Below are 12,725 nucleotides of genomic sequence, written 5' to 3'. Positions count from 1 at the left end.
TATCAGAAGCAACCGGTCGTTCGCGCCGCGACGCCGGGGGTGCGGATGCCCCGGCGGATGTCGCCGCCGGCTTCCTCGGGGACGACGACGTCGAGCCACCAGACGGGCGTCGTTTCCGTGCGCTCGCTCATGCGGGCCGGGAAACCCGCGGCGACCACCTCGTCTCGGCGTTTCCGCGCATTGGCCGGGTCGTGGAAGAGGCCGAGGGCGACGGAGTTCTGCAGCTCGCCCTGCGCGGTGACGACGAAGTAATCCTTGATGCCTTTCGCTTCCAGGCGACGCGCCTGCGCCAGCGCCTGCTCGCGCGTGGCCTGCGCGGGAAGGAAGACGCGCCAGCCGCGCGATTCGCTGGTCTGCTCCTGGCGCTGCCGGCTGCGCGCGGTGCGCGAGGCGATGGCGCCGCGCGCGGCGCGGAGGTCCACCTGGTTGGCGAACGGACCGATGGCGAGGCAGCGGTAGCTGCGACGCGGACTGGTCGGCGCGTTCGGCGCGGCGGCCGTCGCGGCAGGCTTCGGGGCGATCGCTGGCGGGACGACCGGCGATTCGGACGCCGCCTTCGCCGGCATCGCGGGAAGCGCGACGCTCGTGGATTTCTCCGGCGCGGCGGGTGCGACGGTGCGGGCGGACGTCGCCGGAGCCGGCGTCGTCGCCGCGGGTTCCGGTAGCTCGGCGAGCAGCTTGAGTTTCGGCACGCCGCCGTCGTTCGGATCGATCGCCGGCGTACCCGAATCGCCCAGCAGCAGCCACGCGGCCACCGCGATATTGAGGGCGATCAACAGTACGAACAGCAAACGCAGCAGCATGGTGGCCTCGGGTGCGGAGGGGCCTGCGCGCGTTCCCCTGTCAGAACCGGCGGCGTCGGGATTCTAGGCGATATTGCCGGAAACGACATGCGACTTCGCCCACACCGCGAGTCCGCGCAGCACGGCATCGGGCACCACCGCGACGTCGCGCTGGAGCAGCGGCGCGAGCAGGTCGGCATCGCCGCCGCCAAGGGTCACGACCGGATGGCCGCCGAGCATCGGCGCCGTGCGATCGACGAAGCGATCGACCAGCGCAGCGCAAGCCTGCCAGCAACCGGAGGCGAGGCCGTCCGCCGTGTTGTCGGCGAGGTCGAGGACGCTGCCGCCGCGATCGGGGCGGACCTGCACCGTCGCGCCAAGCACCGACTGCTGCATGAGCAGTGGCCCGGGCGCGATCCAGCCACCCAGATGACGACCGGTCGCGTCCAGCGCATCGAGCGTGAGTGCGGTGCCGACGCTGGCGAGGACGCACGGCGCGCGTCCCGCAGCGAACGCGTCCACCATGGCGAGGAAGCGATCCACGCCGAGCCGTGCATGTTCCGGATAGGCGTTGGTGACGCCGCAGGCGTGCGCCGGTGTGCGGACCCACACGGGATCGCGATCGAAGGCCTTTCCCGCCGCCACGGCGACGGCGGTCTCCCGCGCGGTGTCGACGACCGACGCGCCCACGACGTGCTCCGGTGCCGGCCACGTCGCCCACAGCGTGGCGAGTTCGTGCGCGATGTCGGCGTCCCAGCCGAACGCGCCACGATGCACGAAGTCGTCGCCGTCCAGCAGCGCGAACTTCAGGCGCGTGTTGCCGAGGTCGAGCAACAGGATCATGGCGCGCTCCGGCGGACGGACACTTCCGCGCTGTCGACGGTGACGACCGACCCGTCGGCGACGCGCACGCGCAGGGCGCCGCGCTCGTCGACGCCTTCGCCCACCGCCTCGAAGTCCCCGCGGGGATCCAGGATGCGCAACGGCACGTCGCGCAGCAGGTCGTTCGCCGCGTATTCGTCAGCGAAGGCGGCGAAGCCATGGCGCTCGAAGGTGCGCAGACCCTCGGCCAGCTCGGTGACCACGACCGTCGCGATGTGGTTGCGGCCCGGCGGGTCGCCGCCGACGATCGAGGCGAGGTCGGTGATCGGCTGGCCGGCCCGTTCGTGCACGCTGTCGGGAAGGCGGATGTTGAGGCCGACGCCGATCACGGCGGCGCACGGACCGGAATACTCGCCGGACAACTCGACGAGGATGCCAGCGAGCTTCGCGTTGCCGGCGAGCACGTCGTTCGGCCACTTCAGCCCCGCCGTGCGGATCCCGAGTTCGCCGAGGGCACGCACGAGCATCACCCCGACGGCGAGCGACAGGCCGGACAGCGACGCGAAGCCGCCGTCGAAGCGCTTGAGCACGGAGAGGTAGAGATTCATGCCGGGAGGCGACAGCCAGGGGCGGCCGCGGCGGCCCCGCCCGGCGGACTGCGTTTCGGCCATGACGAACGCGAGATCGTCCAGCACCGGGATGCGGCGTGCGATCTCGCTCGACGTGGAGTCGATCTCCCAGTGCACCTCGAGCATGCCGACCTGCGCCGAGGTCGCCGGCGCCAGCCCGGCACGGATGCGCTGGCCGTCCAGCAGTTCGGTCGGCCATGGCAGGCGGTAGCCGCCCCCGACCTTCGCCTCCACGGGCACGCCCTTCAGTCGCAGGGCTTCGATCTGTTTCCAGACCGCGGCGCGCGTGACGCCGGCCTTGCGGGCCAGGGCCGCGCCGGACACGGCGTCGCCACCGGCGAGGGCATCGAGGAGGTCGCGTGCGAGCATGGGGTGCCGTGGGCCGTCAGGCGGCCGCTGTCGGGGGTGGGGAGGTCCGGGACATCCGCCGATTCTAGGGCAGCGGCGCGGATTTCGCCCGCATCGGGCCGGGGACGACCGCCGGGGACGTCCTGCACTGGCAGCCGGGTGAAATTTCTGCGAGGATCGGCCGTCCCCCTCTTCGTCCCTCGAGGGGCTGCAGGGTTTACCGATGAACGCCAGACCGTACATCTTCGGATGTCTGTGCCTCGTCGGTGCCGCCGGCACCGCCGCCGCTTCCGACATCGACCCCAGTGGTCTGCTCTCCGCGAGCGGCAGCGGTGCGTCGTCGTCGTTCGAAGGCAGCTCGCGCTCGGCGCAGTCCGGCAGGGACAACGGCGGTGGCGGCGACATCGTGCCCGCCCGCCCGTCCAGCTCCCGCCGCGACACCTCGGCCGGCACGGTCGCGCCGCCCGTGGATGCCGACATGTCGCGCGACGACGTGTCGCCGCTGCGCTCGTCGGTCCCGAGCTGGCAGTCGCTGCTTCCGGGATCCATGCTCTGATTCGTTTCGGTCGATCGTCGTGGGCTTTCTTCAGTCGTTGATCGGGCGCTTTCGCGCGCCCGTGCCGCCCATCGACGATGCGCTGTGGAAGCAGGCCATCGCGCGCGTCCCGCTCGCGCGCGCCCTCGATGCGCCGCGCGCGCATTACCTGCGCCAGCTCGCCGCGACGTTCCTGCACACCAAGCGTTTCCACGCCATGGGCGACGCCGCCCTGGACGACTTCTGGCGGCTGGCGATCGCGATGCAGGCCAGCCTCCCCGCCCTGCCCCGTGGCCCGCGGGCCTTCAAGGGCTGGACGAACGTGCTCGTCTATCCCGGCGAGTTCAACGTGCGGCGCAGCCATCGCGACGCGCGCACCGGCGTCGTCACCGACAGCGACGACACGCTCATCGGCGAGGCGTGGGATCGCGGACCGATGATCCTCTCGCTGGCCGATGTCGCGCTGGACCTCGAAGCGCCGTGGGACGGGTTCAACGTCGTGATCCACGAGATGGCCCACAAGCTCGACATGCTCGCGGGACCGGCGAACGGCGTGCCGCCGTTGCCGGCGGCGATGAACCGACGCGAATGGATCGCGACGATGCAGCGCGGTTTCGACACCCTGTCCAAAGCGCTCGACCGTGGCCGGCATACGACGATCGACCCGTATGCGGCCGAGGCGCCGGAGGAGTATTTCGCGGTGACGAGCGAGCTGCATTTCTCGCAGCCGCAGGCGTTGCGGGAGGCGGAGCCCGCGGTGGCGGCGCTGCTGGAGGCCTTCTACGGGCCTTCGCCCGGGTTGCGCGGCCGCTAAGGCGGCGGCAGCTTCACGCAGAAGCGCGCACCACCCAGTTCCTCCGAGCGATCGACGTTGAGCTCGCCCTGATACGCCTTGACGATGTCCTGCACGATCGACAGACCGATGCCGTGGCCCTGCACCCGTTCGTCGCCGCGCACGCCGCGCTGCAGGATGCTTTCGATCTTGTCGTCGGGAATGCCCGGGCCGTCGTCCTCCACGATGAGTTCGAGGCCGCTGCGGCCGCGCATCTTGCCCACCGAGCGCGCGGTGAGCAGCACGCGGTGCGACGCCCACTTGAACGCGTTCTCGACGAGGTTGCCCATCAGTTCGAGCAGGTCGCCCTGCTCGCCCGGGAACGTCACGCCGTCCTCGATCTCGAACTCGCACAGCACGTTCTTCGCCGCGTACACCTTCTCGAGGCTCTGCACGAGATCCTCGGCGTGCGGCGCGATGGGTTCGACGGACGCGATCGTGCGTCGGCCCGACGTCGCGGCGCGCGAGAGCTGGTAGGCGACGATCTCGTCCATGCGGCGGACCTGGTCGAGCAGCTCGCCGCGAAGATTGCCCGCGTCGCCACCGGTTTCCAGCTGCGAGCGGATCACCGCCAGCGGCGTCTTCAGGCTGTGCGCGAGGTCCGCGAGCGTGTCGCGGTAGCGCGTGCGCTGCTCGCGCTCGCTGTCGATGAACGCGTTGAGGCGACGGGTCAGCACCGTGAGTTCGACGGGATACGGGCCGTCGAGGTGATCGCGCGAGCCGCGTTCGATGTGCGCGAGATCGCTCGACACGCGGCGCAACGGCAGCAGGCTCCAGCGCAGCAGGAACAGCTGCAGCAGCATGAGCATCATGCCGAGCATCGCCAGCCACAGGAACTGCGTGCGGCGGTACGTGGCGACCTGCCGCTCGAACTGGTCTTCGGTCTGCGCCACGGCGAAGGTCAGCGGGACGCTGCGCTTCTCCGTGCTGTCCAGCGACACGCCGTAACTGAAGACGTAGAGCTTGCCACTGCGGGTCTCCACGGGCTCGAAGGCGGTTTCGCCGGGCGAGAGCATCCGCACGAAGTCGAAGTCGCGCCCGAGCGCGGACGACGACTCCCAGCGGAAGCCGTCGTTGCCGACGATGATCGCGTAGAGGCCCGAACCCGGACGCGAGAAGTCTGGGTTCGGCTGGCTGTCGGGTGTCGTGACCTTGCCGGCGCGCGTGATGTCGGTGCCGGTGATGTACGCGATGGCGTAGTTGTGCAGGCGATCGTGCATCGCCGACAGCTCGGACGCGTAGTTCGCCTTGTTCTGGGCGAGACCGGTCAGGCCGAGGAAGGCGGCGAGCGCGAAGCCGGTCGCGAGGGCCGCTCGCGCGGCCAGCGAGAGGGGCCGGCGTCGGGTCGGTGAAGCGTTGTCCATGCTCCGAGATTACCGTGGGGCGACGCGCCGTCTTGGCCGCGTCGCCCGCGAGTCCATCAGTCTTCGTCCGCTTCGTTACGCGGGATCGCGAAACGATAGCCGCGACCACGCACGGTTTCGATGGGCTTCAGCGCGCTTTCCGGATCGAGCTTGCGGCGCAGGCGGCCGATGAAGACCTCGAGCACGTTCGAATCGCGGTCGAAATCCTGCTGGTAGATGTGCTCCGTGAGGTCGGCCTTCGAGACGAGCTCGCCCGCATGCAGCATCAGGTACTCCAGCACCTTGTATTCGTAGCTGGTGAGGTCGACCTGGCGGCCCTCGACGGTGACCGTCTGCGCCGTGGTGTCGAGCTTGATCGGCCCGCAGGCCAGCACGGGCTTGGACCAGCCGCTCGCCCGGCGGACCAGCGCGTTGATGCGCGCGAGCAGTTCCTCGACGTGGAACGGCTTCACCAGGTAGTCGTCGGCGCCGTGCTTCAGGCCCTCGACCTTGTCCTGCCAGCTGCCGCGCGCGGTGAGGATGAGGATCGGGTAGCGCTGTCCGTGCTCGCGCAGGGCCTTGACCAGGTCCATGCCCGAGAGCTTGGGCAGGCCCAGGTCGATGATGGCCAGGTCGAACGGCACTTCGCGACCGAGGTACAGGCCTTCTTCGCCATCCTGGGCGGCATCGACGGCGAAGCCGTCGCGCTTCAGGCGCGCGGCGAGGGTCTCGCGCAGCGGGGCCTCGTCCTCTACGAGCAGGATTCGCATCAATGTTTCTCCTTGTTATCCCCGGCGCTGGCGTCCAGGGGCTTGGCGGTTTCGGTTCGGATCGGCACGACCTTCACGTGTCCGTCGAGGGTGAGCACCTTGACCCGGTATTCGGTGATCCGGCCGCGCTCGACGAGCCGCGTATCCGCCGACAGCACTTTCCCCCCGGTATCTTTCTGCACCTTGCTCACGGCCTGCTCCAGCGTCAGCGACTGGTCGGCGAGGGCGGCGGCGGGCAAGACGAGGCAGAGTGCGGCGAAAAATAGCGGGCGAAACGTGATTTTCATGTCTGGCGCGGGGCGGCCGGTCGATTCGATCGGCCGATGATGCCGACGCCCTGCCCGCCCCAAGCTGAACGAAACCCGATACAGCCCGGCTGTTGGAGCGGACCTGGCCGCGACGGCTTTTCGCGAGGCGCCCGGGTCCTGCGGCTCCCGGGCCACGCCGTATCGCGGCCAGGTCCGCTCCAACGGGTACCGTCAGCCCAGCCGTTCGAGCATCGTCACCGGCTTGCCGCGGTACTCGGCCTGGCCGAAGGGGCGGTAGCCCAGGCGCTCGCCGAGGCGCAGCGACGGCGTATTGGCCGGATCGATGATGCACACGGTGCGGCCCCTGTCGCGCCGCTCGAAGAACCAGTCATGGACCGCCTCGAGGGCCTCGGTGCCGTAACCCTTTCCTTGCGCGGCGCTCGCCAGCGCCCAGGCGCCTTCCGGGAAAGGATCGAAGCGATCCCCGAGTCCGCGATGGAAGTGCGCCAGGCCGACCTCGCCGACGTAGCGTCCGCCCTGCTTCTCCCTGAGGGTGAAGAGGCCATACCCGAAAGACGTCCAGTGCCCCACGTTGCGCAGCAGCTTGATCCAGGTGTCTTCCGGCAGCGCGTTGCCACCGATGAACGCCATCACCTTCGGATCGCTCCGCATGACGTTGCAATCGTCGAAGTCGGAAAGCGCGCAGGGCGTGAGGATCAGGCGTTCGGTGACGATCATGCGGTCCTGGCCTTGATGGAGGTCGACGGGTGACTAGGCGGCCTGCCGGAAGGCCGAGAGCGCGGATTCGATCAGCCCCCAGTCGGCACCCGGAAGGTGCGCGCCTTCGGAGAGCTGACGACGGAAACCGCGTGCGCCCGGCTCGCCCTGGAACAGACCGAGGATGTGCCGCGTGATGTGCTTGAGTTGCGTGCCACGCGCCAGCTCGGCATCGATATAGATGCGCATGCGCTCCAGCACGTCGACGCGATCGGGCAAAGGCGTGCCGTACAGCGCGGCCTCGAGCTGCGCCAGCACGAACGGGTCGTGGTAGGCGGCCCGGCCGAGCATCACGCCGTCCACGTGTCGCAGGTGTTCGCGCACGGCGTCCACGGTCGTGATGCCGCCGTTGATGACGACGGTCAGCTCGGGGAACTCACGCTTCAGCCGGTAGACGCGCTGGTAGTCCAGCGGCGGGATCTCCCGGTTCTCCTTCGGGCTGAGGCCCTCGAGCCACGCCTTGCGCGCATGCACGACGAGGATCCGCACGCCCGCTTCGACCATCGTGGTGGTGAAGCGCTGCAGATCGGCGTATTCGTCCTGATCGTCGACCCCGATGCGGCACTTTACCGTCACCGGCACGTCCACCGCGTCGGCCATCGCGCGCACGCAGTCGCCGACCAGCTCCGGCTCGCGCATGAGGCAGGCGCCGAATTTTCCCGACTGCACGCGATCGGACGGGCAACCCACGTTGAGGTTGATCTCGTCGTACCCGGCGTTCGCTCCCATGACGGCCGCCTTCGCGAGCTCGACGGGATCGCTCCCGCCCAGCTGCAGGGCCACCGGGTGCTCCTCGTGGCTGTGCTCCAGCAGACGCATCTGGTGGCCGCGCACGAGCGCGGGGCTCGTCACCATCTCGGTATACAGACGCGCATGGGGCGACAACAGCCGGTGGAAGTACCGGCAATGCCGGTCCGTCCAGTCGAGCATGGGGGCGACGCTGAGGCGAAAGGGTGAGGAGGACATCGGTTGCATGGCGACTATTCTAGCGGACGTCGAAACCCAGGCATCCACCTAAGTCAAGCCCAAAGACCTCGAGCCTCGCCTTAAAATCACTACGAGCCGGCAAGCGAGGTGGCTTCAGGATGCCGCGTATGTGCCTTCCGTCACTTTCTCCGTGTTCTGGCCAATCCGCCACAACACGCCGGACGGATCGATGATCACGAAGTCGCGGATACCCCACGGGCGGTCGCCCGGTGGCACGGTCCTCACGCCGTAACGCTCGGGCAGGCCTTGTGAGGTCACGTGGTGCCACCACGCCTCCACGTCGACCACGAGCATATGCATCATGAAATTTTCGGCGTGTCGCTGCTCGTAGAACTTCTGTAGGAGGAAACTCGTTTCGCCCGCATGCAGATAAGCGAGGTCGTCGGACGACCATGCCACGGTGAATCCCAGGTCGGCATAGAAACGCTTGGACAGCTCGAAGTCCCTCGCCGGAACGAAGGCCTTTATTTCAACGGTTTCCATGCTCATGAGGATCCTTTGCCTGAGCCAGTCGTCCAACCGTACACCTGGTCCAACGGCTTGTCGAAAACTTTCGCAGTGCGGGAGGCGCGCTCCAGGGTTGGCGAATGCTTGCCCGCTTCGCTGCAGGGCCGAATCCGCTCGCGCAACATGCGACATAGCACTCAGCAGGCGCCATCGAACGGCGCCCGGCCCAGCAGGCAGTCGATGAAGGCCGCGAGGGGGGCGGGCCGGTGCTCGCGGTTCGGGTAGTAGAGGAACAGGCCGGGGCGCGAGATCGACCAGTCCGCGAGCACCTGCACGAGGCGTCCCTGGGCGAGCAGCTCTCCGACACCGTCGCGCTCGAAGTGATAGGCGATGCCGAGGCCCTCGACCGCGGCCGCGATGCCGATGTCGGCATGGTTCGTGACCACGGGGCCATCCACCTCGACCTCGAATCGCTTGCCCCGCTTCATGAACTCCCAGCGATAGCGCCTGCCGTCCATCTGCAGGCGCCAGTTGATGCACGCGTGCCGATGCAGGTCCGAAGGTGACCGCGGCGTGCCGTGACGGGCGAGGTAATCCGGCGACGCGACGGCCACCATATCCAGATCCGGCGTCAGGCGGATGGCCACCATGTCCTTCTCCAGTTGCCCGCCCACGCGGATGCCCGCGTCGAAGCGGCCGCTGACGATGTCGGCCAGCGCGTCGTCGACCACGATATCGATCACGACGTCGGGGTGCACCCGGTGGAAGCGTGACAGCCGTGGCGCGATGATCGTGCGCGCGGCGATGCCCAGGGTGTTGATGCGAAGGGTGCCGCTCATCCGCCCGGTCGACTCGCCGGCTTCGGCGACGGCGACGTCCATCTCCCGGAACAACGGCGCGATCCGCGCGTAGAGCCGCTCGCCGCTGGCGGACGGCGCGACGCTGCGCGTCGTGCGATTGAGGAGACGCGCGCCGATACGACCTTCGAGCTGACGGATCGTCTGACTGAGCGCGGACGGCGAGATGCCGAGGTGTTCCGCCGCGCGCGCGAAGCTCTGCCGCTCCACGACGGCGACGAAGGCTTTCAGTTCGGCGAAATCGGATCCGCGCATTATACATCGTTTGCTACATAGCCAATTCGGATACTAGGTGATTCTCTGAACAGACGCGAGCGCGCATCCTCGGACCGTCCTCACCACGGAGTCCACCATGTCGACCCTCACCCTCCCCGAACCGATCGCCGCGTACTTCGTGGCGGACACGCAAGGCCCCGACGCCGTCGCCCGCTGCTTCACCCCGCAGGGTGTCGTGACGGACAAGCGCGAAACCCACGTCGGCCGCGAGGCCATCGCGACGTGGAAGTCGGGCACGATGCGGCTCTACACCTATACGAACGAGCCTTTTTCGCTGGAAACGATCGACGGCTTCCACGTGGTGCGCAGCCACACCGAGGGCGACTTCGCCGGCAGCCCGATCGACATGACGCTCGCCTTCCGCCTCGAACGTGGCCTGATCGCGCGCCTGGAGATCACCGCATGAGCTTCGACCTTCAGCTCGACGGCCTGCGTGCCGTGGTCACCGGCGGCACGATGGGCCTCGGCGCGGCCGTCGTGCAGGCGCTCGCAGATGCCGGCGCCCGCGTGGTCGCCTCGGCGCGTGGCGTGCCGGCCGCGCCCATCGACGGCGTCACGTACATCGCCGCGGACCTGACGACGGCGGAAGGCGTGACGCATCTCGCGCAGAGCGTTCTGCTGGAATGGGGCGCCGTCGACATCGTGATCGACGCGGTCGGCGGCTCCGCCACGCCCACTGGCGGCTACGCGGCCATCACCGACGAGCACTGGATGGCGGAGCTCAACCTGAACCTCCTGTCCGCGGTACGCCTCGATCGCGCGCTGTTGCCCGCGATGCTCGCGCGAGGTTCGGGCGTGATCGTCCATGTGAGTTCGATCCAGCGCGTGATGCCCCTGCCCGAGTCCACCACGGCGTATGCCGCCGCGAAGGCGGCGCTCACCACGTACAGCAAATCGCTGGCGAAGGAAGTGACGCCCAGGGGCGTGCGCGTGCTGTCGGTCGCACCGGGATGGATCGAAACGGAAGTGTCCGTCACGTTCGCGGAACGTCTGGGATCGAGTGCCGGAACCGACTACGAGGGTGGCAAGCGGATGATCATGGATGCGCTTGGCGGCATTCCGCTGGGCCGGCCCGCGACGCCTCGGGAAGTGGCCGACCTCATCGTCTTCCTTGCATCGCCGCGCGCCGCGTCGATCTCGGGCTCCGAACACCGGATCGACGGCGGCACCGTCAGAACACTCTAGGTTCGCCCACGGTCGTCCCGTTTAAACCTTTTCCCTGTTCCACGCATCTTCGAACGGCTCGCGGGAGCCGGACGTGCGTCGTCCGGCCGGATACCAGTCGATGGATCAGGGGATACCGATGGGATCGTGGAAAGGACGAAACGTGTGGTCGTTGCTCGGCTGGATCGGCGGGGTGGCGTTTGTCTCCGCCCCGCTATCCAGCCTCGCGCGGGAAGCGCCGGATCCGGTACGCGTCATGATCGTGGGCGTGTCCCACATGGCGAATCCCGGCCACGATCTGCACAACATGACGCATGACGACGTGCTCGCTCCCAGGCGGCAGGCCGAGATCGAAGCGGTGACCGAACAGATCGCCCGCTTCGGCCCCACGAAGGTGGCGATCGAGATGGCGAAGGACGCGGCCGACGCCCAATACGCCAGCTACCTCGACGGAAGTCTGGCGCCTTCGCGCAGCGAGCGCGTCCAGCTCGGTTTTCGGCTCGCGAAACGGGTGCGATCGAGGTCGATCTTCGGCATCGATGCCGATGGCGACTTTCCTTTTGAGCCGGTCAAGGCATACGCGGAAACGCACGGCATGAAGGCGATGCTCGACGAGCAGGATGCCGCGGTCGAGCGCGACCTCGCCGAGGAAAGCCGCATCCTCGCCACCGGCAGCATCGGCGCAGAGCTCCGCTATCTCAACAACGCCGCACGGCTGTCGAAAAACAACGCGTGGTACCGGACCGCGCTGTTCGTCGGATCGGGCGACGTCCAGCCCGGCGCCGATCTGCTGAGCGCGTGGTATCGCCGGAACCTCCTGATCTGCGCGAAACTGCTGCAGGTCAGCCGGCCCGGCGACCGCATCGTCGTGTTCTTCGGCGCCGGCCACGCGTTCCTGCTTCGCCAGTGCGTCAGCGAAACGCCGGGCTTCGTGCTCGTCGAGCCGAACGATTACCTTCGTTGAGCATGCGTCAGCCCGACAAGGCACCCGCCTTGTCCGCGATGAATGCCTGTAACGAGGCCGGCGTGCGACCGAGGATCGTCGCGAGGTCGTCGGTGACGATGCCCAGGCTGCCCGCGCGCGTCGCGACTTCCATGGAGACGAGGATGGGAATGACGCCCTCGGGTACGCCGGCGGCGGCAAGGCCCGCGGCGAGCTGATCGTCCGTGACGTGCACGACGTCGAGCGGCTTGCCGGTGGACGTGCGCACGAGCGCGGCGATCTCTTCGACGGTGAAGGCTTCGCTGCCGGTGAGCGTATAGGTGCGGCTCCCGGACGGCGCTTCGGCGAGCACCGCCGCGATGGCCTCCGCGATCTCGTCGCGCGCCGCGTACGACGTCCTGCCCTGCTCGCCGGCCGTATACCAATGACCGGACCGGAGCGCGGCCGGCACCGACATGAAGAGGTTCTCGTGGTACCAGCCGTTGCGGAACACGGTGACCGGCAGACCCGTAGCGTGCAGCGCTCCTTCCGTCAGCGCGTGATCCGGCGCGAACGAGATCGGCGACGTCTCCGGCGCCGGCAGCGACGTATAGGCGAGGTGGCGGACACCGGCCGCGACGGCCGCCTGCACGGCGTTGCGATGCTGGCGCAGACGATGCCCATCCTGCGTCAGCACGTCGGTGGAGATGATCAGCACGGTCCCGGCTCCCGCGAACGCGCTCGTCAGGCCCGGCACGTCGTCGAAATCGGCCTTGCGAACGGTGACGCCGCGCGCCGCGAGGTCGGCGACCTTCTCCGGGTGACGCGTGCCGGCCATGATGCGATCCGGCGCCACGCCACGGTCGAGGAGATGGCGCACGACCGCGCCGCCCAGATGACCGGCGGCGCCGGTGATGAAGATCGTGTCGCTCATGCCTGTGCATCCTGTCGAGTGATACTCTCTTTTTGAGAGCGCCTGAAAGATT

General features: G+C 68.5%; 16 protein-coding genes. 5 read left to right on the top strand and 11 right to left on the bottom strand.

Features of this window, described 5'->3' with window-relative positions; all coding sequences use genetic code 11:
• Window positions 1-2: 2 nt before the first annotated feature.
• The 3 genes from BMW54_RS13255 to BMW54_RS13245 all read right to left on the bottom strand — a co-directional run bounded on the left by BMW54_RS13255 (window position 3) and on the right by BMW54_RS13245 (window position 2,602).
• Window positions 3-803 carry an SPOR domain-containing protein gene (locus BMW54_RS13255; RefSeq protein WP_090056745.1) on the bottom strand — a complete coding sequence of 267 codons (801 nt, stop codon included), beginning with the start codon at window positions 801-803 and terminating at the stop codon, window positions 3-5.
• Between the two features lie 63 nt (window positions 804-866).
• Window positions 867-1,625: a type III pantothenate kinase gene (locus tag BMW54_RS13250; RefSeq protein WP_090056743.1), complete on the bottom strand. Its 759-nt coding sequence runs from the start codon at window positions 1,623-1,625 to the stop codon at window positions 867-869.
• Window positions 1,622-2,602 (bottom strand): biotin--[acetyl-CoA-carboxylase] ligase, encoded by a 981-nt coding sequence (locus BMW54_RS13245; RefSeq protein WP_090056740.1) that lies wholly within the window; start codon window positions 2,600-2,602, stop codon window positions 1,622-1,624. The genes BMW54_RS13250 and BMW54_RS13245 overlap by 4 nt, the downstream gene beginning before the upstream one ends.
• A gap of 202 nt (window positions 2,603-2,804) precedes the next feature.
• Between BMW54_RS13245 and BMW54_RS13240 the strand changes: the two genes are divergently transcribed.
• Both BMW54_RS13240 and BMW54_RS13235 read left to right on the top strand, forming a co-directional pair.
• Window positions 2,805-3,137, top strand: a complete 333-nt coding sequence (locus tag BMW54_RS13240; RefSeq protein WP_090056738.1) for a hypothetical protein — start codon at window positions 2,805-2,807, stop codon at window positions 3,135-3,137.
• A gap of 19 nt (window positions 3,138-3,156) precedes the next feature.
• The gene (locus BMW54_RS13235; protein ID WP_254779331.1) at window positions 3,157-3,930 is read left to right on the top strand and encodes a M90 family metallopeptidase; all 774 of its coding nucleotides are present in this window, start codon (window positions 3,157-3,159) and stop codon (window positions 3,928-3,930) included.
• Here BMW54_RS13235 and BMW54_RS13230 read toward each other — a convergent pair.
• From BMW54_RS13230 to BMW54_RS13200, 7 genes are all read right to left on the bottom strand, one after another.
• Complete coding sequence (locus BMW54_RS13230) at window positions 3,927-5,312, bottom strand: ATP-binding protein (RefSeq protein WP_090056734.1); 1,386 nt, start codon at window positions 5,310-5,312, stop codon at window positions 3,927-3,929. The genes BMW54_RS13235 and BMW54_RS13230 overlap by 4 nt on opposite strands.
• A gap of 56 nt (window positions 5,313-5,368) precedes the next feature.
• Window positions 5,369-6,061 carry a response regulator transcription factor gene (locus BMW54_RS13225; RefSeq protein ID WP_036115892.1) on the bottom strand — a complete coding sequence of 231 codons (693 nt, stop codon included), beginning with the start codon at window positions 6,059-6,061 and terminating at the stop codon, window positions 5,369-5,371.
• Complete coding sequence (locus BMW54_RS13220) at window positions 6,061-6,348, bottom strand: PepSY domain-containing protein (RefSeq protein ID WP_090056732.1); 288 nt, start codon at window positions 6,346-6,348, stop codon at window positions 6,061-6,063. The genes BMW54_RS13225 and BMW54_RS13220 overlap by 1 nt, the downstream gene beginning before the upstream one ends.
• 192 nt (window positions 6,349-6,540) lie before the next feature.
• On the bottom strand, window positions 6,541-7,047 hold the full coding sequence (locus BMW54_RS13215) for a GNAT family N-acetyltransferase (protein ID WP_090056730.1): 507 nt from the start codon (window positions 7,045-7,047) through the stop codon (window positions 6,541-6,543).
• Between the two features lie 33 nt (window positions 7,048-7,080).
• Window positions 7,081-8,061 (bottom strand): tRNA dihydrouridine(20/20a) synthase DusA, encoded by a 981-nt coding sequence (dusA, locus tag BMW54_RS13210; RefSeq protein WP_090056728.1) that lies wholly within the window; start codon window positions 8,059-8,061, stop codon window positions 7,081-7,083.
• Window positions 8,062-8,166: 105 nt separating this feature from the next.
• Window positions 8,167-8,562, bottom strand: coding sequence for a VOC family protein (locus tag BMW54_RS13205; RefSeq protein WP_090056726.1), 396 nt, complete (start codon window positions 8,560-8,562; stop codon window positions 8,167-8,169).
• A 155-nt stretch (window positions 8,563-8,717) separates the two neighbouring features.
• A complete protein-coding gene (locus tag BMW54_RS13200) occupies window positions 8,718-9,632 on the bottom strand; it encodes a LysR family transcriptional regulator (protein WP_090056724.1) in 915 nt (304 codons plus the stop codon).
• A gap of 97 nt (window positions 9,633-9,729) precedes the next feature.
• Between BMW54_RS13200 and BMW54_RS13195 the strand changes: the two genes are divergently transcribed.
• From BMW54_RS13195 to BMW54_RS13185, 3 genes are all read left to right on the top strand, one after another.
• Window positions 9,730-10,059, top strand: coding sequence for a nuclear transport factor 2 family protein (locus BMW54_RS13195; protein WP_090056722.1), 330 nt, complete (start codon window positions 9,730-9,732; stop codon window positions 10,057-10,059).
• Entirely contained in the window at window positions 10,056-10,838 is a 783-nt protein-coding gene (locus tag BMW54_RS13190; RefSeq protein ID WP_090056719.1) for an SDR family oxidoreductase, read from the top strand. The genes BMW54_RS13195 and BMW54_RS13190 overlap by 4 nt, the downstream gene beginning before the upstream one ends.
• Window positions 10,839-10,980: 142 nt before the next feature.
• Window positions 10,981-11,781 (top strand): DUF5694 domain-containing protein, encoded by an 801-nt coding sequence (locus BMW54_RS13185; protein ID WP_139206106.1) that lies wholly within the window; start codon window positions 10,981-10,983, stop codon window positions 11,779-11,781.
• Window positions 11,782-11,788: 7 nt separating this feature from the next.
• Here the strand turns inward: BMW54_RS13185 and BMW54_RS13180 are convergent, their stop codons facing one another.
• Window positions 11,789-12,673 (bottom strand): NmrA family NAD(P)-binding protein, encoded by an 885-nt coding sequence (locus BMW54_RS13180; protein ID WP_090056715.1) that lies wholly within the window; start codon window positions 12,671-12,673, stop codon window positions 11,789-11,791.
• Window positions 12,674-12,725: the final 52 nt, after the last annotated feature.

Source organism: Luteibacter sp. 329MFSha, from assembly GCF_900111665.1.
Lineage (GTDB): Bacteria > Pseudomonadota > Gammaproteobacteria > Xanthomonadales > Rhodanobacteraceae > Luteibacter.
The sequence above is the reverse complement of the archived record's forward strand: the minus strand, read 5'-3'. Positions and strand labels throughout refer to the sequence as shown.